We start from the raw sequence: 18200 nt of genomic DNA on the forward strand, positions 1-18200 counted from the left end.
GGGACATGGAACACGCTAAGCCCCCTCTGACCCTGTATCTGGCCGCGCCGCGCGGGTTTTGCGCCGGTGTCGATCGCGCCATCAAAATCGTAGAGATGGCCCTGCAAAAATGGGGCGCTCCGGTCTTTGTCCGCCACGAAATCGTGCATAACAAATATGTCGTGGACAGCCTGCGCGACAAAGGCGCGGTCTTTGTCGAGGAATTGGACGAATGCCCCGATGACCGCCCGGTGATATTCTCGGCGCATGGCGTGCCGAAATCCGTCCCGGCCGAGGCCCGCCGCCGCGACATGGTGTTCGTGGACGCCACCTGTCCGCTGGTCAGCAAAGTGCATGTCGAGGCCGAACGCCATCACGCCGATGGCCTGCAAATGGTGATGATCGGCCATGCCGGCCACCCCGAGGTGTTGGGCACCATGGGCCAACTGCCCGATGGCGAAGTGATCTTGGTCGAAACCGTCGCCGATGTCGCCGTGATTGAACCGCGCGACCCGCAGCGTCTGGCCTTTATCACGCAAACCACCTTGTCGGTGGACGATACGGCGGCCATCGTCGCGGCCTTGCACGCGCGGTTCCCGGCCATCGTCGGCCCCGCGAAAGAGGATATTTGCTATGCCACGACCAACCGTCAGGCGGCCGTCAAGGCGGTTGCGCCCCTGATCGACGCGCTGCTGGTCATTGGCGCGCCCAATTCGTCAAATTCAAAACGGCTGGTCGAGGTGGGCCGCGCCGAAGGCTGCGCCTATTCCCAACTGGTGATGCGCGCGGATGAAATCGACTGGCGCGCCATGTCCGGCGCACGCGCGGTCGGCGTCACCGCCGGGGCAAGCGCGCCCGAGGTCTTGGTGAATGAGGTCATCGACGCTTTTCGCGATCGTTACGATTTATCGGTCGAAATCGTCGAAACCGCGCAGGAAAACATCGAATTCAAAGTGCCGCGCGTGTTGCGCGAAACCTGACGCCGCGGGGGCCAGCCCCCGCACCCCCGGGATATTTATGCACAGAAGATAACCATGACGCTGTATTCCATGCGACATTTATTCAGCGGCTGTGTGATCGCAAACGGTTCAAGAGGTGTGGCCGCGCATGGCTGAGTTATTCGCATGGACCGATGGCGCGTGCAGCGGCAATCCCGGCCCCGGTGGCTGGGGCGTGTTGATGCGCGCGCTGGACGGGGACCGTATTGTCAAGGAACGCGAATTGCAGGGCGGCGAGCCTGACACCACCAACAACCGGATGGAGCTGATGGCCGCGATTTCGGCCCTTGAGGCGCTGACCCGGTCCAGCGACATCGTGGTGGTGACCGACAGCGCCTATGTCAAAAATGGTGTGACGCAGTGGATCCATGGCTGGAAACGCAATGGCTGGCGCACGGCGGATCGTAAGCCCGTGAAAAACGTCGAATTATGGCAGCGGCTGGACGCGGCTCAGGCCCAGCATCGCGTTGAATGGCGCTGGATCAAGGGGCACGCCGGTCATGCGGAAAACGAACGCGCCGACGAATTGGCGCGCGCCGGGATGGAGCCGTTCAAATGACCGCCGCCGGGCTGGTTCTGGCGTTGGATTATGCGTCGGCGTTGATTTTTGCCCTGACCGGTGCCTTGGTCGCCAGCCGCAAGCAGTTGGATGTGACGGGCTTTGTGTTCATGGCGGCGTTAACCGCGTTGGGGGGCGGCACGCTGCGCGATTTGATGCTGGATCGCGATGTGTTGGTCTGGGTCGCGCGACCGTCGCTGATTGTCATGGCGGCGGCGGCGGCGATTGTGGTGTTTTGGACCGCGCATTTGCTGGAAAGTCGCGCGAAAACATTGGTTTGGCTGGATGCTTTTGCGCTGGCGATTGCGGTGCCTGCGGGGGTTGGGGTCGCGCTGGGTATGGGCGTTCCGGCGGTGATCGTGGTGATTATGGGGATCGCGACCGGCACCTTTGGCGGGCTGATGCGCGATGTGGTCGGCAACGAAGTTCCGGTGATTTTCCGGCAGGGCGAATTGTATATCACCGCGGCCTTTGGCGGGGCAATGATGGCGGTGGGGCTGGTCTGGCTGGGGCTGCCGCAGCCGGTGGCGCTGTTGGGTTGCGGGCTGGCCACGCTGGCGCTGCGGCTGGGCAGTATGATCTGGGGGTGGTCGCTGCCGCTGTATAAGCCGCGCCCACCCCGCGTTTAATCAGCGTTTGCGCAGAAATTCCGTGCGCAGGACAAGACCGCGGATACTGTCATGGCGGCAATCCACTTCGTCCGGGTTGTCGGTTAGGCGGATCGATCGGATCACCGTGCCTTGTTTTAGCGTGGTGCTGGTGCCTTTGACCTTGAGGTCTTTGATCAGCGTGACCTGATCGCCGTCGGCCAGTTCATTGCCGGCGCTGTCGCGGACGATACCCGCCGCCGCAGCCTCGGCCGCCAGTTCAGAGGCGGGGCGCCATTCGCCGGTTACCTCGTCATAGACATAATCATCATCGGCCATGTGGTATCCTTTCTGTCGGCTTAGTCGTCGTCGGGCAGTTCGCGCTGCGCGGGCTGAACCCATTGTTTTGACCGGGTTTCGCCCAGATCCTTTAAGATGTCCTTGGCCTGCGGGTTGTCGATGGCGTGGGATGCCATGGCCAGATCTTCGGGGTTGCGAATCCACAGGTCGCGCTGCGGGTGGGGCAGCTCGATGCCTTCGGCGGTGAATCGTTCGGCGATCTGGTGCAGCACCTCGGAGGTGACGCCCATGCCCGACCCGATATCGGACAGAATCGCCCGAACCTCAAAATTGATGGAATCCGCACCGAAGGACCGCAGCAGCACAAAGGGCGGTGGATCAATCGTGACCAGCGGGTGATCCGCGATGATCGACAGCAAGATGTCCTGAACCCGGCGGGTGTCGCTGCCATAGGCGACGCCCACGGGGATGATGATCCGGCCCATCGTATTGCCGCGCGTCCAGTTGGTCACGGGCTGGCTGATCAGGTCGCTGTTGGGGACGATCACCTCGGTCCGGTCAAAGGTTTCGACGCGGGTGGATCGCACCGAAATTTGCTTCACGATGCCCTGCTGGCCGCCCGCGCTGATCCAGTCGCCGACGCTGACCGGGCGTTCGATCAGCAGAATGATCCCGGAAATAAAGTTCGACACGATGTTTTGCAGGCCAAAGCCGATGCCCACCGACAGCGCACCCGCAACCAGTGCGATGCCCGACAGGTCGATCCCCGCGGATGTGATTGCCAGCAGTGCCGCAACCACAATCCCGATGTAACCCACGCCCGCGACGACTGCGTTTTGCCCGCCCGCATCCAGCCGCGTTTTGGGCAGGATGGATCCGCGCAACCCGCCCTGCACGGCGCGGGTAATCGTGTAACCGATTGAAAAGATGATCAGAAATGTCAGGATCGCACTGGGAGACAGCCGCACCCCGCCCAGATTGAACCCGGCCAGAAAGCGGATCCAGTATTCGCCCAATTCGTCAATCGTGGCGCCCCAGATCATCATGAACAGCGGCACCGAGGCCAACATCAGCGACAGCCCGATCAGCAGCGGTGCCAGACCGTCGCGCGCGCCGTCGCGGTCACGTTGCAGCGCGCCAAAGACATCCGACGTGAAATCCTGCAACAAAATCAACGCACCAACCAAGGCCAGCGTCATCAGCCACGGCCACAGGATAAAATTGCCCAGATTGATCAGACCGAATGCGGTGATGACCACGGCCACAACGGCCACCAACCGCGAAATCGCGCCGCACCATGCCAGTGCCTTGTGCCGATACAGCGTGTCGGCCACGTCGCCCTGATCCAGCTTGCGCATCAGCGTTCCCAGACGGAACAGCGCCAGAGCCGCCAGCACGATCAGCACCAGATGCCAGACCGCCGCGCCGGTTTCGGTAAACTGCATCGGCACGCGGTCCGATGTGGTTGTGCCGCGTTCCAACAGGCCCGACAGGGGCAGCACCGCGCGGCCCAGAATATAGTGCAGCGCCAGCAGCCCCGACAGAGTTTTCACCATCCGCCCCGCAGCGATCCGGGGTTTTTGCGCCATCTTAACTGTGTCGTAAACCACGGCATCGGCGGGGAAAATCTGGCGCGCCAGCCACAGCCCGCTGAACAAAATCACCCCGGCAACGGGCAGCACCTGCAAAATCGGTGTGGTCCACGGACCCGACAGCCCGGTTGCGCGCACAGCGTTGATGGCCAGTGCCACCCCCAGCATCGGCAACGCAATCTGGCCCAGCGATACGATAAAGGCCACCACGGCCCGCGTATGGGCCGAGGTCTGGACTGACAGCCGCGAGGGCAGCGATTGCACCCATTGCCGCCCATAGGTCAGCAGCAGAATCGCGGAAAACAAAAACGCCAGAACGCGCGGCATCCGGGGGCGCAAATCCTGCCAGCGATTTGCGTCAATGCTGGTTAATTCGTCCGCCACGCCTGCGGTCAGACGCGCGCCATCAGTCAGCGCATCGGGCCAACTGGACGGCATCAGCGGCGATTCGACCATGCGGGCCAGTTCGAATGCCTGACGGGTGCGAATCACTTCGTCAATTTGGGCGATGATGGTGTTGGCACGGCTTAGCGCCTCGGTCGCGGTGGTGCGGGGGGCGCTTGCCGTGGCCAGCTGTTCGGTCAGCTCGGCGCGGCGGGCGGCGACGTCCTCGGCCTCGGGGGTGCCGTCTTCGGGTGCGGGGCCAAGCGCATCCAGTTGATTTCGCAGCAAAGTGATGCGTTCAGAATTGATCGTTTGGGCGGCCTGAAAATCCGCCCGCCAGTTCACCATCCGCGCCCGCGCCCGCGCCAGATCCTGCGATGACGCATCGGGATCCAGCACCATCGCTTCGGCCCGGTCGGCCAGCAATTGCCATGCCGGATAATTCGGCCCCAGCGATTGTTGCGCCAAAACCGGGGTGGACATCAGGGCCAGAACCGTCAGCAGAACGGCGATCAGCGAACGCATCATAGGATCAATCTTGGTAAACTTCGGGCAGGGTGGGCGTGTCTTTGGTCAGCCAATCCGGCACCGGCAGTCCCTTGGCGCGCAGAAATTCCGGGTTGAACAATTTCGTCTGATAGCGCGTGCCGTAATCGCACAGGATCGTCACAATGGTGTGGCCCGGCCCCATTTCGCGCGCCATGCGAACCGCGCCCGCAATGTTGATGCCGGACGAGCCGCCCAGACACAAACCTTCGTATTTCAGCAGGTCAAAGACGATGGGCAACGCCTCGGCATCGCTGATTCGCCAGCTGAAATCGGGGGTCAGGCCGTCCAGATTCGCGGTAATGCGGCCTTGGCCGATTCCTTCGGTGATCGAACTGCCGGGCGCGTCGAATTCGCCGGTGGTATAGAACGAATGCAGCGCCGCGCCTTCGGGATCGGCCAGACCGATTTTCACGCCGCGCGGTTGCAGCGCCATGGCGACCCCGGCCAGCGTGCCGCCCGAGCCGACCGCGCAGACGAAACCGTCCACCTTACCGCCGGTCTGTTCCCAGATTTCCGGCCCCGTGGTTTCGATATGGGCCTGACGGTTGGCGGTGTTGTCAAACTGGTTCGCCCAGATCGCGCCATTGGGTTCGGTTTTCGCCAGCTCTGCCGCTAACCGCCCGGAATAATGCACATAATTATTGGGGTTTTTGTAGGGGGCGGCCGGCACCTCGACCAAGGTTGCGCCGGCCAGACGCAGCATGTCTTTCTTTTCCTGACTTTGGGTTTCGGGGATCACGATCACCGATTTGAACCCCATCGAGGCCCCGACAAGCGCCAGCCCGATGCCGGTATTGCCCGCCGTTCCTTCGACAATCGTTCCGCCCGGTTTCAGCAGCCCACGCGCCACGGCGTCGCGGATGATATACAGCGCCGCGCGGTCCTTAACCGATTGGCCGGGATTCATGAATTCGGCCTTGCCCAAGATGTCGCAGCCCGTTTCATCGCTGGCGCGATTCAGGCGGATAAGAGGGGTGTTGCCGATGGCGTCGGCCAGATCAGAACAGATTCGCATAAGGCCGTTCCTGCATCAAAAGGGTTAAGATTTCGCAAACACCTACACATTCAACGGCCTTGGGGGCAACCCCGGCCCATCAGCCGCGCAGCCGCGCATGGTTGGCGTCCAGCCACAGCGACAACAGCGCCAGCGGGCCGTTGCTGACCTGTCCCGCTGCCAGCATATCCGACAAATCCCGCCGGTTCAGCAGATGGCCGCGAATATCCTCGGCCTCTGATTCCAGACCGTAAACGCCGGTGGCATCGTCTGGCAAATCCGTAATACCTACAAATTGATACAGATATTCCGTAACCGTTCCGGGGCTGGCATAGACATGCGCCGCAGGGATCAGGTCGCGGATGGTTAACGCGGCCTCTTCGCGGGCTTCGCGGATACCGGCCTGTTCCGGGGTTTCCCCTGCGTCAATGCGGCCCGCGATCGCTTCGATCTGCCACGGCTGAGGGTCGCCGCGCAGGGCCGGAATAACGCGGAATTGTTCGATGACCAGCACCCGATCCCGCACCGGATCCCATGGCAGAATGACAACGGCATCGCCGGAAATAAACGCCTCTCGCTTCACGACCGGACCCATTTTTCCGTTGTGAAAACGGTGGGATAGCTGCCATTCCTGCGCGGTAAAGAACCCCTGATAGGTGGTTTTACAGGCGTGCCATTGCACATCGTCGGCGCCCCGTGGGGCCACCACCGGCGCGCCCGATCCCGGCCCGTTCATGGCGCGCAACCGGCTGCTGGCCCATGTCCCGATCATCGGCAGACGCGCGGCCAGCAGATCAGGCGGCGTCAGCGCGGGCGCGGCCAGCAGCTGGCGCGCGATCTCGACCGCCAGATCGCGGTGCCACGGCCCATCCGCCCCGCCACAGCCCAGCCCCAGAACCGGCCCCTGCGCGGTGTCGCGCGGCGTCAGCCCCATCACGGCGGCATAGCGCGCCACGGCCAGATTCGGCACCACCCGCACCGCCGCCGTCTGCCCGCCGGGTGCCAGCGTGGGCCAGCCCTGACGCGCCAGCCCCGACCGCGCGCCCCCGCGCAGATGCCCGTCGATCATCACCGCATCGCCCGACAGACCCAGCACAGCCAGCATCGCCGGTTCCGCCAGAATACCGCATAGAATCATAGGTCTTGTCCCTGCATATGCACCGCCGCCGCCATCCCCATATCAAAGGACAGCCGCGTGAACACCGCGTCATAGCCCATAAACAGCGCATCCATCAGCGCGCGGCTGTCCGCCGTTTCGGCAAAGGCGATGATCTGGTCCAGTTCCGCATCGTCCAGCGGCGAATAGGCCAGCATGAAATAGGCCGTCAGCCAGTCGCGGGCCTGCGTTTCGATGTCGGCGCGCTGCGCCCAGGTGTCGTTCAGCAACTGCTCCAGCGTCAGGGGCATGTCCTGCGCGCCGCCACGGGCCAGACCGCGCGAAAAGGCGATGCTGGAATTCATCGCCGACGCGGTGTTGGCGTCAACCAGATCGGCCGCGTCGATCAGCGCGCGAATCTGCGCCAGACGGGGGGCGTTCGTCAGATCGGCCAAGGCGACCTGCGCGCGGGCCTGATCGTCGATGTCAGGGTCCAGCATCGCGCGGCGCGTCGATGTTTCCAGCCCGATCACGCGCCGTCCCAAGGCGCTGTCATAGAAATGCAGCGCCGCATCGGTCTGCGCGGCGTTAACCGTCTGCAAAGCATGGTGAAATTCCTGCCGCAGCAGGGCGCGCAACCGGTCGGGCGCATGAATCCGCGCGACGCTGTCCATCCACGGGCCGGGATCGCCGCGAATGAAATCATCCGCAATGGCGCGCGCCTCGGTTTCCGCTTCCTGTTGAAAAATGGCGATAATATCGTCAAACTCCATGACCGACCACAGCCGATCTAGTTGAAGCTGCGCCTGTTCGCGCGACGGCGGCGCGGCCTGCGCAGGCATGGCCAGCCCCGCGCCCAAGATCACCGCCAGCAGCAAAATCACCCGTATCATCGCGCGGCACCCCGATCTTTTTGCGTTGCGCGTATTTTTTCGATGAAACCCCCTTGCACTTCAACCCCCATCCCTTTACATCCCCGCCACCACCCAAGCGCGGAGAGGTGCCGGAGTGGTCGAACGGGGCGGTCTCGAAAACCGTTGAGCCTTCACGGGTTCCGTGGGTTCGAATCCCACCCTCTCCGCCATCATTCATTTATATGTGCTGGCAACAGTTGTGCGCGATGTTGCAGCCTGTCTGCCAAGGCTGCGGCGCGTATTTTCATTGATGTTGCTTGGATCACGCGAATGGCTCAGCCAATCAGGCGGCGTGGTGCCCGGCCAAAATCCGGTCGCATCCCGAACCGACCTGATCCATTGCTGAAAATGCGGCACAGCGCGGGGATGGGCCAGATAATCCGCGATGGGCATCATACGCCAGAATTGGCCTTCGTCCCCGAACCGGATGGCGGCAATGTCGGCCGCCGTCAGATTGCCCCAAAACAGCCACGACACCATCCCCGGCGCCTGATGCGACGGAAAGGGGCGGCCCTGCACGCGATCCGGGGGCAGGGTCAGGCCGAATTCCTCGGTCAGTTCGCGCAGGGCGCAGCTGCGCGCATCCTCGGTCCCTTCGCGGCCGCCGCCGGGCAAATCCCAATGCGCGGGAAAGGGAATGTCGGGTCGTTCATCGCGTAAATAGGTTAACAGCGCCCCATCATGGCACAGCAACAGTTTCGCACCGTGAAAGGGGGCTTCTTCTGTGTCCAAATACTCATCCCCACCCCGCCACGGGGGCGTCAGTCATTAATATCGCGATCCCATATCCGCACATTCCCGCGCGGGCCAGAGAGGCGGCGCAGGGCGAACCAGATAACGGCCGAGAGCAGCGCGGTGATCACCAAGGTCAGCGGCAGGCCCGCGCCCCAGATGCCGGTCAGCAGCAACAGGCCCATGACCGCAATTGCGCCCGAAATCCCCATCAGCACCCATCCCGGCAACACCAGTTCCAGCCCCGCCAGAATCAGCGCAAGGATCAGCCACAGCCAGCCATTCATCATGATGCGCGCCCCCGCATCATTTTGAACGCATCGCCGAACGCCTCAAGAGCGGTTGCGGGCAGGATGACGGTTTGTTTGCCGTCGCCTTGGCCGACGGTGGTTAATGCCTCGACCTGACGCAGGGCCAGTTGGTATTGCGCGGCTTCCAGCCCGCCTTTGGCGATCGCCTCGGCAATGGCGGTGGTGGCAAAAGCTTCGGCTTCGGCCATGATGCGTTTGGCCTTGGCGCTTTGTTCGGCGGCATAGAGATCACCGTCGGCGGCCAGTTCCACGGCGCGGCGTTTGCCCTCGGCCTCGGTCACTTGGGCGCGGCGGGCGCGTTCGGCGTTCAGCTGTTGCAGCATGGCGGCGCGGGTGGCGTCGTCCAGATTCACGTCCAGAATTTCGGCGCGCGTCACCTCGATCCCCCAATCATCGACGACATTGGCCAGCGATTCGCGGATGCGGTCGATCAGCGATGCGCGGTTCGATTGCACCTGGTCCAGTTCCATCGTGCCGATTTCCGACCGCACGATCCCGGCCACCGTGGTGGCAATTGCGGCGTCAATATCGCGGATCCGGTAAACGGTCTTTTCCGGTTCGATGATGCGATAAAACACAGAGGTTTCCACCTGCACCAGCACGTTATCGGCGGTGATGGCGTCTTGACGATTGGTCGGCAACTGGCGTTCCAGAACCGAAATCCGATGCGCCACGCGGTCCAGAAACGGCATGGTAAAGTTGATCCCCGGCCCCAGAACCGCGCGCAGCCGCCCGAACCGTTCCACGACAAACTTTTCCGATTGCGGCACGATGCGCACGGCGGAACTGACCGCCATAAACACCACAATCGCCAGAATAATCAGGGCCAGATTGCCCCCGATCAGCGAAAAAATCTGATCTTCCATCCTGTTACCCCTTTATTCTGCGGCAACGGCATCCTGAGCGCCGCCGATTCGTGCCAGCCGTTCAATCACCCGTGCCAGCCGCGCGGCGAATCGGTCAAAATCCGGGCGCGGCGTCACCTCTGATTCGTTCATATACAGCGAACGGTTAATTTCCAGTTGAAGAACATGCATATTCTGCGCCGGTCGGCCATAATTTTGCGCGATATAGGCGCCGGAAAACGGCGAGTTGCGCCGGATGGTCCAGCCCTGCGATTCGACGGCCTGACAGACGGTGTCGGTGATGCGCGCCGCCGCCGACAGGCCGTGGCGGTTGCCCAGCACCATATCGGGCGGCGCTCCGGTCAGATGGATCAGCGCGTCCTGCGGCATGGAATGCATGTCGATCAGCACCGCCTGACCAAAACGCGCCCGCGTCTGCGCCATCAGCGCGGCCAGTGCGGCGTGATAGGGCCGCCAATAGGCGTTTATCCGGCGCGTGGCCTCGGGGCGGTCGATGGGGGTCCGGTGAATCGCGCGGCCCTGCGACACGACGCGCGGAATGACACCTAACCCCGCCATCGTGCGCTGATTCAGCGGCTGACGCGGCACGCCACGCACGATTTTCGGGTCCATCTCATCGGGGCCGCGATTCAGATCGACCACGGCGCGCGGCATCCGCGCGGTCAGCGTCACCGCTCCAAAATCCGGCGCGCAGGCGATCAGATCATCGACAAAGGCATCCTCGGACGATCGCAGCACGGGCAGGGATAAGTCCGTGTTTTCCAGGAACCAATCGGGATAATCACGGCCCGAATGGGGGGATGCGAAAATCACCCCGCTGGTCCATTCCGCAGGCCGTGTTAAGGTAAAGGGCAGGTCGTTATCCGTCACAATCCGGGTCGCCATTGGGTTGGGTGAATCTTAACGTGAAGATTCTGTGTCGGATAGGGGTTGAAACCCCGATGCCACATCTGTATAGACACCCGAACCGAACGGGATTGTGCCGGATTTGGCAGAATCACCCAACGGACGGGCGGTTAGCTCAGCGGTAGAGCACTACGTTGACATCGTAGTGGCCACTGGTTCGATCCCAGTACCGCCCACCATTTTATTCGCCGCCCCCGGCTAAGGCGTCGGGGGCATTTCGTTTTCCAATGCGGCTGCGAGCCGCGAGGATGGAGAAAACCGATGAAGGTTCGCAATTCGCTCCGCTCGCTGAAAAGCCGGCATCGCGACTGTCAAGTGGTGCGCCGCAAAGGCCGCATCTATGTGATCAACAAAACCAACCGTCGTTTCAAGGCTCGTCAGGGCTGATCGGTTGGCCGCATCTGCGGATCGCATGAAAACGATAAGCCCGCCCGATGGCGGGCTTTTTGCTGTGTAAAACCATGATCTTTCGCCACCACCACGCCGATGGAATCGCGTCGCGGGCCGGGTTTTCGGACTGTGGCCGGTGGCGTTATCTGCTGGAGCGACGCTGGGCGCCGGGGTCGGGGCTGGTTTGGGTGATGCTGAACCCCTCAACCGCGGATGAGATGCGCAATGACCCCACGATTGAACGCTGCCAGCGGCGCGCGGTGCGTCTGGGATTCGGGGCGATGCGGATCGTCAATTTGTTTGCGTGGCGGGCGACGGATCCGCGCGATTTGCGCCGCGCGGCGGACCCGATTGGGGCGGAAAATGACGCGGCCTTGCGGGATGCGGCGCTGTGGGGTGACCAGATTTTGTGCGGTTGGGGTGTGCATGGCGCTTATCTGGGGCGTGAGGCGCAGGTGCAGGCAATGCTGGGCGCGGATCTGTGGCATCTGGGGCTGACGCAGGGCGGACATCCACGCCATCCGCTATATGTCAGCTATGCGGTGGCCCCGCAGCCGTGGCGTTAACCCTTTGCTAAGAAAATGATTTGGAAATCCACGGGCTTGCGGTAATTAGACGTAAAGAGCGTTGCAGGATACAAGCCTATGTTATTACTGAGTGGATTATTGACATTGCTGGCGGCGGGGCTGGCATTGGATTTCTCTGCCCCCGAACAGGCTGCCGGTGACGATGACGCCCCGCCCCCCGCCGATGATGATTTGCCGCCGATCCTGCCCGAACCGCAGGTTCTCTATGGCGATGATGGCGATCAGGAACTGGCCGGTGGGCAGGGGGCCGATACGATTTTCGGCGGTTCGGGCGATGACTGGATTCAGGGCGACGTGGATTACGGCCCCGGCGGCAATGACGTGATTTATGGCGGTGATGGCGATGATCTGCTGGCCGGGCAGGGCGGCGATGACCTGATCTATGGCGGCGCGGGCAATGACACGATTCTGGGCGGGCAGGGCAATGACACTCTGTTCGGTGGCGACGGCGACGATTGGCTGTCGGGCAATGATGGCGATGATGTGCTGATCTCGACTGCCGGGTCCGACGATCTGGACGGCGGCGCGGGCAATGACGTTCTGATCGGGCATAACGGCCCCGAAACCGTCTGGATGAATGGCGGTGAAGGCGACGACACCCTGATGCCCGGCGCGCATGATTTTGTGTCGGGCAATGCCGGAAATGACGTCTTTGTCCTGCGCCCGGTCCCCGAAGGCATCCCGACCATTGCCGATTTCGACGCGGCCGAGGATGAAATCCACATCCATTTGCCGCAGGATCAGGCCGAAACGGCGGTTCTGGACCTGCGCCGCGATGATGACGACACGTTTTTGCTGATGGTGGACGGGAACCCGGTCAGCCGGTTGCTGGGGCATGGCGGTTTGCAGTTGTCGGATGTCAGGATTATCCCGATCCGCTGATTTTGCTTGTCATTTCGGCGCGCTTTGTCTATACGCGCGCATCCGCCCTTGGGTGGATATTTGGGCCTTGCTGGACGACATCCCGGCCTGTGCCGTCACATAAACCCATATAAAGGAGAATCCGATGTCGATCACCGTTGAAGAAAAAGCCCGCGTTATCAAAGAATTCGGCACCAAAGAAGGCGACACCGGCTCGCCCGAGGTTCAGGTCGCGATCCTGTCGTCGCGCATCGCCACGCTGACCGAACATTTCAAATCGCACAAAAAAGACAATCACAGCCGCCGCGGTCTGTTGATGATGGTTGCTCAGCGCCGCAAGCTGCTGGATTACCTGAAGAAAAAAGAAGAAGCCCGTTACACGGCTCTGATCGCGAAACTGGGCCTGCGCCGCTGATTCGATCCGATTTTCTGGAAAATGCCCGTCTTGGACGGGCATTTTTCGTTTTCGGTTCATGTTTTGGTAAGGTCTGTGGTTTAGACCCGTGTCTGAACTGACTTTCCAAAAGGGGTAAATTCCTGTATGTGGCTGAAATCTGTGACGTGAGGCTGGTCCCCGGCCACATGCGTAAGGATAGGGGAAGGCGGCAATGGGGCCGCCACAGAAACGGACGGCCAGAGGGCTGGCGCGTCCAGAGGAATTCAGATGTTTGATGAAGTGAAAAAATCAATCCAGTGGGGTCAGGAAACGCTGACACTGGAAACGGGTAAGGTTGCGCGTCAGGCCGACGGCACCGTCATTGCCACGCTGGGCGAAACCAGCGTCATGGCGAACGTCACCTTTGCCAAAGAACCCAAGCCGGGGCAGGACTTTTTCCCGCTGACCGTGCATTATCAGGAAAAATACTATGCCGCCGGCAAAGTGCCGGGCGGTTTCTTTAAACGCGAGGCGCGCCCGACCGAAAAAGAGACGCTGACCGCGCGCCTGATCGACCGCCCGTGCCGCCCGCTGTTTGCCGCCGGCTTCAAAAACGAAGTGCTGGTGATGTGCACCGTGTTGTCGCATGATCTGGTGAACGATCCCGACATCGTGGCGATGATCGCGGCATCGGCGGCGCTGACCATTTCGGGCGTGCCGTTCATGGGGCCGATTGGCGCCGCGCGCGTGGGCTTTGCCAATGGTGAATATGTCCTGAACCCGGAAATCGCGGATATGGACAATCTGCGGTCGAACCCGGAACAGCGTCTGGATCTGGTCGTTGCTGGCACCAAAGACGCCGTGATGATGGTCGAATCCGAAGCCTATGAACTGACCGAAGATGAAATGCTGGGCGCGGTCAAATTTGGCCACGAACAGATGCAGCCGGTCATCGACCTGATCATTGATCTGGCTGAAGCCGCCGCGAAAGAACCCTTTGATTTCAAATCGCCCGATTATTCCGCGCTGTATGATCGCGTGAAATCGCTGGGCGAAACCGATATGCGCGCGGCCTATGCCCTGCGCGACAAAGGCGAACGCCGCGACGCAATCGACGCCGCCAAGGCGACCATCATCGCCGGTCTGTCGGACGACGAACTGGCCGACGCCAATCTGGGTTCGGCCCTGAAAAAGCTGGAATCGGGCATCCTGCGCGGTGACATCATTTCGGGCGGCGCGCGGATTGACGGGCGCGACAACACCACCATCCGCGCCATCGACAGCGAAGTCGGCATCCTGCCGCGCACCCATGGTTCGGCGCTGTTCACCCGCGGCGAAACGCAGGCACTGGCCGTCACCACGCTGGGCACCGGTGACGATGAACAGATCATCGACGCGCTGCACGGCAATTTCCGCAGTAATTTCCTGCTGCATTACAACTTCCCCCCCTATTCCGTGGGTGAGGTTGGGCGCGTCGGTTCGCCCGGTCGCCGCGAAATTGGTCACGGCAAACTGGCATGGCGCGCCTTGCAGGCGGTTCTGCCCGCACCGACCGATTTCCCCTATACCATCCGCGTTGTGTCGGAAATCACCGAATCGAACGGGTCGTCGTCCATGGCGTCGGTCTGTGGTGGCAGCTTGTCGATGATGGATGCGGGCGTTCCTCTGAAGGCGCCGGTGGCTGGCGTCGCCATGGGTCTGATTCTGGAAGATGACGGCCGTTTCGCGGTTCTGACCGACATTCTGGGCGACGAAGATCACCTGGGCGACATGGACTTTAAGGTGGCTGGCACCGAAAACGGCATCACCAGCCTGCAAATGGACATCAAGGTCGCGGGCATCACCCCGGAAATCATGCAGCAGGCTTTGGCGCAGGCCAAAGACGGCCGGATGCATATCCTGGGCGAAATGTCCAAAGCCCTGACCGAAGGCCGCCGCGAATTTTCCGCCCATGCCCCGCGCATCGAAACCATGACCATTCCGACGGACAAAATCCGCGAAGTGATCGGTTCGGGCGGTAAGGTCATCCGCGAAATCGTGGAAACTTCGGGCGCCAAGGTGGACATCAGCGATGATGGCACGATCAAAATCGCATCCTCGAACGGGGATTCGATCAAGAAAGCCTATGACATGATCTGGTCGATCGTGGCTGAACCCGAAGAGGGTCAGATCTACACCGGTAAGGTCGTGAAACTGGTCGATTTCGGCGCTTTCGTGAACTTTTTCGGCAAACGCGACGGGCTGGTGCATGTCAGCCAGATCGCGAACAAACGTCTGGGCCACCCCAACGAATTGCTGAAAGAGGGCCAAGAGGTGAAGGTGAAACTGCTGGGCTTTGACGACCGCGGCAAGGTGCGCCTTGGCATGAAAATGGTCGATCAGGAAACCGGCGAAGAAATCGTCGAGAAAAAAGACGACGCTGAATAATATATATGCGCCCCTTTTTAGGGGCGCATAATCACCGCTCCTGCTGAAAGTTCCCCTTAATGTTTCAACATTTTCGGTCTTTCTTTGCGCGTTACCCGAATATTGACGGCAATACGTTTCTGCTGTGGGAACCATGTTCCGCAAGTCATCGTGAGATTTTGCCAGGTTTTGCAAGCTATTTATTGCATCTGGGGTATCGCGTGGTGGTCATATGTGCGCCATCACCGAATGATCAGGGGCTTTTTGATCGCCTGACGCATCCGAATCTAGAGCACGTTTATTTGCCTCGGTGGCGCGTCCGTCAGCTTTTTTCTTCGCCTGATATTACGCAGGCTGCTGGTGTTATGATAACAACGGCAGGCAAGCTGCCAAAGCGGCAAGATGGATATTATGATCTTGACCGATTGTTTCCTGCGGGTCGTTCGCGGTGTTTGGCCGTTGTTGAGCATGATGCGGCCAAGTTGATTGCGTGCAATCAATGGAATCCGCATATTATTACCCTTAGAAAGGTGAATGGTTGCGACGCGAATTCCGTGGTTGTGAATCCGCATCGGTTTGGCAGCGTTCAAAATCACCCGAAAGGTCAAGTGCCTCAGTTTCTGGTCGTGGGCGCGGCGCGCTCCGCCCGCCGGAACCAGAATATGATTTACGATGCCGTGCGGCGTTTGCACGGTCGCGGCCTGACCAATTTTGCTGTTCGTGTCGTCGGCAAGCTTGGGGGTGAGCCGATTCCTGCGGATTTGTCCACGGCAATAAACATGCTGGGTCCGGTTTCTTTTTCGCGTTTGTATCAAGAAGCAGAGCAGTCTGACTTTATCCTGACCTCGTTTCAAGAAAACAATGCCGACCATGCGTTTTATCGGACGACCGGAACATCGGGCGCGTTTCAGCTGGCCTATGGTTTCCACCGACCGATGATCCTGCAAAAATCGTTTGCCGAGGGGACGCCGCTTAACTCCGACAACGCTTTATTCTACGGCAGTGATGACCAGCTGTTTGACGCGATGTTGACGGCAATTGAAATGAGCCAAGCGGACTATGCGCATATGCAAACCAACCTGACAGGCGCGGTAGACGCGCTGTGGTCTGAATCGTTGGAAAATCTTAGGACATATATCAATGAATATTCCGATCGTTTTCTGTTTCGATGATCGCATATTGCTTGGCGCGGGGGTGTCCATTCTGTCGCTGATCGAGGCAGCGGACGATCAGACAGTTTACGACATTCACATCCTGCACGCTGACCTGGCCCCGTCCAGCACCGATGCCCTTGAATCCTTGGTGCGCGACACGCGCCATAAAATGTCATTCCATCGCGTTTCCGCGGATCGCTTTGCTGACGCCCCCAAAAATCGCGGCAGCTGGACCGAAGTTGTTTATTTCCGCCTGCTGATTTCGGAGATTTTGGGCGAATATGACCGGGCGATTTATTCCGATGTTGATGTTTTTTTCAAATGCGACATGGGTGGCCTTTTCCAGTCCGATCTGCAAGGCGCGGAATGGGGCGGCGTTGTTGCTGAGCGAAATTCGCCTGATTTTGTCATGCACAAACATTTCCCGGAAAATGAAAAAGAGTTCATCTATTTTTCCGGCTTCATGCTGATGGACTTGGCCCTGATGAGGCGCAACGCGGCTGTTGGCCGCTATTTTGACGCAATCCGCATGTTTGGTGACCGGCTGTCGTTTTTCGATCTGGACCTATTGAACATCGCCACGCCTCAGATCGCCAGCCTGCCTTTTAAATATGTGACCCTCGAAGATATCTATGAGTCAGACGATATTTCCCAGGCTCGGGATTTCAAATTTCTGAAAAGCGTCTATTCCGTCGATCAGCTGGAACACGAACGCGAAAATCCCGCGATTATCCACTATGCCGGGCCGCGTGGTAAGCCTTGGCAGCGGCGCGATGTGCCGGATTACTATCTGCGTGCCGTGAAAAAGCTGCCGCCTGCGTTGCGAAAAACCACGTTCCGGGATTTTCGCAAACGGCTGCTGGGAAAAACGGGGCGCGCGCATCTGGTATCGCGCACCCCGCATCAGCGGCTCAGTCCATTTTCACGGTTCTGATCCGGCGGGCGCCAGCTTACGCCGGATCCTTGGCGAACCGCAGATAAGGCAATCTGATGTCCAGCGTGCCGAACCGTTCGGTCGCCGCCGCATCATCCAGCGACAGCGCCACGATCACATCCTGACCCGGCACCCAGTTCGCAGGCGTGGCCAGCGGCACCCCGTCGGTTTTCTGCACCGCATCCAAGGCGCGCAGAATTTCAGCAAAGTTGCGCCCCACCGACATGGGATAGGTCATCGTCAGCCGCACCTTTTTATCGGGACCGATGATGTAAACCGTGCGCACCGTCGCGGAATGGGCGGGGGTGCGGCCATCGGTGGGCAGGTAGAACTCGGCCGGCAGCATGTCAAAGGCTTTCGACACCGTCAGGTCGGTGTCGTCGATGATGGGGAAATTCGCCGGGCTTTCGGCAAAGGCGGAAATGTCGCGTTTCCATTTCTGATGGTCGTCCACGCTGTCCACGGACACGCCGATCACCTTGGTGTTGCGGCGTTCCCATTCGGCGGCCAGTTGCGCAACCGCGCCGAACTCGGTCGTGCAAACGGGGGTGAAATCGCGCGGATGGCTGAACAAAATCGCATAGCTGTCACCGATCCAGTCGTGAAAACGGATTTCGCCTTCGGTCGAAGGGGCGGTGAAATCGGGGGCAATGTCATTGATGCGCAGCGACATGGAACATCCTTTCCGTTGGGTGCGTTGCCTGTAACATAGGAACGCCCGCCCC

At 60.6% G+C, this 18200-nt stretch carries 20 protein-coding genes and 2 tRNA genes; 12 read left to right on the plus strand and 10 right to left on the minus strand.

Annotated elements, in window-relative coordinates:
* The first annotated feature begins 5 nt into the window (after positions 1-5).
* From ispH to Q4G20_RS10900, 3 genes are all read left to right on the plus strand, one after another.
* A complete protein-coding gene (gene ispH, locus Q4G20_RS10890; RefSeq protein ID WP_303343473.1) occupies positions 6-959 on the plus strand; it encodes a 4-hydroxy-3-methylbut-2-enyl diphosphate reductase in 954 nt (317 codons plus the stop codon).
* 127 nt (positions 960-1086) lie between these two features.
* Entirely contained in the window at positions 1087-1536 is a 450-nt protein-coding gene (gene rnhA / locus Q4G20_RS10895) for a ribonuclease HI (protein ID WP_303343474.1), read from the plus strand.
* On the plus strand, positions 1533-2165 hold the full coding sequence (locus tag Q4G20_RS10900) for a trimeric intracellular cation channel family protein (protein WP_303343475.1): 633 nt from the start codon (positions 1533-1535) through the stop codon (positions 2163-2165). Before rnhA ends, Q4G20_RS10900 begins: the two co-directional genes overlap by 4 nt.
* Here Q4G20_RS10900 and Q4G20_RS10905 read toward each other — a convergent pair whose 3' ends face one another.
* From Q4G20_RS10905 to Q4G20_RS10925, 5 genes are all read right to left on the minus strand, one after another.
* Positions 2166-2462: an alkylphosphonate utilization protein gene (locus Q4G20_RS10905; RefSeq protein ID WP_303343476.1), complete on the minus strand. Its 297-nt coding sequence runs from the start codon at positions 2460-2462 to the stop codon at positions 2166-2168. It lies immediately after the preceding gene.
* 20 nt (positions 2463-2482) lie between these two features.
* The gene (locus tag Q4G20_RS10910) at positions 2483-4927 is read right to left on the minus strand and encodes a DUF3772 domain-containing protein (protein WP_303343477.1); all 2445 of its coding nucleotides are present in this window, start codon (positions 4925-4927) and stop codon (positions 2483-2485) included.
* A gap of 4 nt (positions 4928-4931) precedes the next feature.
* Positions 4932-5963 carry a cysteine synthase A gene (locus Q4G20_RS10915; RefSeq protein WP_303343478.1) on the minus strand — a complete coding sequence of 344 codons (1032 nt, stop codon included), beginning with the start codon at positions 5961-5963 and terminating at the stop codon, positions 4932-4934.
* A 79-nt stretch (positions 5964-6042) separates the two neighbouring features.
* Positions 6043-7080, minus strand: coding sequence for an NUDIX domain-containing protein (locus tag Q4G20_RS10920; protein WP_303343479.1), 1038 nt, complete (start codon positions 7078-7080; stop codon positions 6043-6045).
* Entirely contained in the window at positions 7077-7931 is an 855-nt protein-coding gene (locus Q4G20_RS10925) for a hypothetical protein (RefSeq protein WP_303343480.1), read from the minus strand. The genes Q4G20_RS10920 and Q4G20_RS10925 overlap by 4 nt, the downstream gene beginning before the upstream one ends.
* 101 nt (positions 7932-8032) lie before the next feature.
* Here Q4G20_RS10925 and Q4G20_RS10930 point away from each other — a divergent pair.
* Positions 8033-8122 (plus strand) — tRNA-Ser (locus Q4G20_RS10930).
* Positions 8123-8126: 4 nt separating this feature from the next.
* On the opposite strand, the gene Q4G20_RS10935 is transcribed toward Q4G20_RS10930, so the two are convergent.
* The 4 genes from Q4G20_RS10935 to Q4G20_RS10950 are packed head-to-tail and all read right to left on the minus strand — an operon-like array spanning position 8127 to position 10746.
* A complete protein-coding gene (locus Q4G20_RS10935) occupies positions 8127-8684 on the minus strand; it encodes an NUDIX hydrolase (protein ID WP_303343481.1) in 558 nt (185 codons plus the stop codon).
* A gap of 29 nt (positions 8685-8713) precedes the next feature.
* The gene (locus Q4G20_RS10940; protein ID WP_303343482.1) at positions 8714-8974 is read right to left on the minus strand and encodes a hypothetical protein; all 261 of its coding nucleotides are present in this window, start codon (positions 8972-8974) and stop codon (positions 8714-8716) included.
* The gene (locus Q4G20_RS10945) at positions 8971-9861 is read right to left on the minus strand and encodes an SPFH domain-containing protein (RefSeq protein WP_303343483.1); all 891 of its coding nucleotides are present in this window, start codon (positions 9859-9861) and stop codon (positions 8971-8973) included. The genes Q4G20_RS10940 and Q4G20_RS10945 overlap by 4 nt, the downstream gene beginning before the upstream one ends.
* Before the next feature lie 12 nt (positions 9862-9873).
* A complete protein-coding gene (locus tag Q4G20_RS10950; RefSeq protein ID WP_303343484.1) occupies positions 9874-10746 on the minus strand; it encodes an N-formylglutamate amidohydrolase in 873 nt (290 codons plus the stop codon).
* A gap of 125 nt (positions 10747-10871) precedes the next feature.
* On the opposite strand from Q4G20_RS10950, the gene Q4G20_RS10955 reads away from it, so the two are divergent.
* From Q4G20_RS10955 to Q4G20_RS10990, 8 genes are all read left to right on the plus strand, one after another.
* Positions 10872-10946 (plus strand) — tRNA-Val (locus tag Q4G20_RS10955).
* 82 nt (positions 10947-11028) lie between these two features.
* Entirely contained in the window at positions 11029-11154 is a 126-nt protein-coding gene (gene ykgO / locus Q4G20_RS10960) for a type B 50S ribosomal protein L36 (protein WP_042245282.1), read from the plus strand.
* Between the two features lie 74 nt (positions 11155-11228).
* Positions 11229-11723, plus strand: a complete 495-nt coding sequence (locus tag Q4G20_RS10965) for a DUF1643 domain-containing protein (RefSeq protein WP_303343511.1) — start codon at positions 11229-11231, stop codon at positions 11721-11723.
* 78 nt (positions 11724-11801) lie between these two features.
* On the plus strand, positions 11802-12626 hold the full coding sequence (locus tag Q4G20_RS10970) for a calcium-binding protein (RefSeq protein WP_303343487.1): 825 nt from the start codon (positions 11802-11804) through the stop codon (positions 12624-12626).
* 124 nt (positions 12627-12750) lie between these two features.
* Positions 12751-13020 carry a 30S ribosomal protein S15 gene (gene rpsO / locus Q4G20_RS10975; RefSeq protein ID WP_303343488.1) on the plus strand — a complete coding sequence of 90 codons (270 nt, stop codon included), beginning with the start codon at positions 12751-12753 and terminating at the stop codon, positions 13018-13020.
* A 249-nt stretch (positions 13021-13269) separates the two neighbouring features.
* Positions 13270-15408 (plus strand): polyribonucleotide nucleotidyltransferase, encoded by a 2139-nt coding sequence (pnp, locus tag Q4G20_RS10980; RefSeq protein WP_303343489.1) that lies wholly within the window; start codon positions 13270-13272, stop codon positions 15406-15408.
* A 59-nt stretch (positions 15409-15467) separates the two neighbouring features.
* Positions 15468-16559: a hypothetical protein gene (locus tag Q4G20_RS10985; RefSeq protein WP_303343490.1), complete on the plus strand. Its 1092-nt coding sequence runs from the start codon at positions 15468-15470 to the stop codon at positions 16557-16559.
* Positions 16528-17475: a glycosyltransferase family 8 protein gene (locus Q4G20_RS10990; RefSeq protein WP_303343491.1), complete on the plus strand. Its 948-nt coding sequence runs from the start codon at positions 16528-16530 to the stop codon at positions 17473-17475. Before Q4G20_RS10985 ends, Q4G20_RS10990 begins: the two co-directional genes overlap by 32 nt.
* Before the next feature lie 16 nt (positions 17476-17491).
* Here the strand turns inward: Q4G20_RS10990 and Q4G20_RS10995 are convergent, their stop codons facing one another.
* The gene (locus tag Q4G20_RS10995; protein ID WP_303343492.1) at positions 17492-18148 is read right to left on the minus strand and encodes a peroxiredoxin; all 657 of its coding nucleotides are present in this window, start codon (positions 18146-18148) and stop codon (positions 17492-17494) included.
* Positions 18149-18200: the final 52 nt, after the last annotated feature.

Source organism: Paracoccus sp. (in: a-proteobacteria), assembly GCF_030538495.1.
Classification (GTDB): domain Bacteria; phylum Pseudomonadota; class Alphaproteobacteria; order Rhodobacterales; family Rhodobacteraceae; genus Paracoccus.

Bases quoted from the DNA above. Each gene is read 5' to 3' on its own strand.
- Q4G20_RS10920 (WP_303343479.1), bottom strand. From the start codon at position 7,080: ATGATTCTATGCGGTATTCTGGCGGAACCGGCGATGCTGGCTGTGCTG.
- Q4G20_RS10995 (WP_303343492.1), bottom strand. From the start codon at position 18,148: ATGTCGCTGCGCATCAATGACATTGCCCCCGATTTCACCGCCCCTTCG.
- Q4G20_RS10990 (WP_303343491.1), top strand. From the start codon at position 16,528: ATGAATATTCCGATCGTTTTCTGTTTCGATGATCGCATATTGCTTGGC.
- pnp (WP_303343489.1), top strand. From the start codon at position 13,270: ATGTTTGATGAAGTGAAAAAATCAATCCAGTGGGGTCAGGAAACGCTG.
- Q4G20_RS10940 (WP_303343482.1), bottom strand. From the start codon at position 8,974: ATGATGAATGGCTGGCTGTGGCTGATCCTTGCGCTGATTCTGGCGGGG.
- rnhA (WP_303343474.1), top strand. From the start codon at position 1,087: ATGGCTGAGTTATTCGCATGGACCGATGGCGCGTGCAGCGGCAATCCC.
- Q4G20_RS10970 (WP_303343487.1), top strand. From the start codon at position 11,802: ATGTTATTACTGAGTGGATTATTGACATTGCTGGCGGCGGGGCTGGCA.
- Q4G20_RS10945 (WP_303343483.1), bottom strand. From the start codon at position 9,861: ATGGAAGATCAGATTTTTTCGCTGATCGGGGGCAATCTGGCCCTGATT.
- Q4G20_RS10905 (WP_303343476.1), bottom strand. From the start codon at position 2,462: ATGGCCGATGATGATTATGTCTATGACGAGGTAACCGGCGAATGGCGC.
- Q4G20_RS10985 (WP_303343490.1), top strand. From the start codon at position 15,468: ATGTTTCAACATTTTCGGTCTTTCTTTGCGCGTTACCCGAATATTGAC.
- ispH (WP_303343473.1), top strand. From the start codon at position 6: ATGGAACACGCTAAGCCCCCTCTGACCCTGTATCTGGCCGCGCCGCGC.
- Q4G20_RS10910 (WP_303343477.1), bottom strand. From the start codon at position 4,927: ATGATGCGTTCGCTGATCGCCGTTCTGCTGACGGTTCTGGCCCTGATG.
- Q4G20_RS10965 (WP_303343511.1), top strand. From the start codon at position 11,229: ATGATCTTTCGCCACCACCACGCCGATGGAATCGCGTCGCGGGCCGGG.
- rpsO (WP_303343488.1), top strand. From the start codon at position 12,751: ATGTCGATCACCGTTGAAGAAAAAGCCCGCGTTATCAAAGAATTCGGC.
- Q4G20_RS10950 (WP_303343484.1), bottom strand. From the start codon at position 10,746: ATGGCGACCCGGATTGTGACGGATAACGACCTGCCCTTTACCTTAACA.
- Q4G20_RS10915 (WP_303343478.1), bottom strand. From the start codon at position 5,963: ATGCGAATCTGTTCTGATCTGGCCGACGCCATCGGCAACACCCCTCTT.
- Q4G20_RS10925 (WP_303343480.1), bottom strand. From the start codon at position 7,931: ATGATACGGGTGATTTTGCTGCTGGCGGTGATCTTGGGCGCGGGGCTG.
- Q4G20_RS10900 (WP_303343475.1), top strand. From the start codon at position 1,533: ATGACCGCCGCCGGGCTGGTTCTGGCGTTGGATTATGCGTCGGCGTTG.
- ykgO (WP_042245282.1), top strand. From the start codon at position 11,029: ATGAAGGTTCGCAATTCGCTCCGCTCGCTGAAAAGCCGGCATCGCGAC.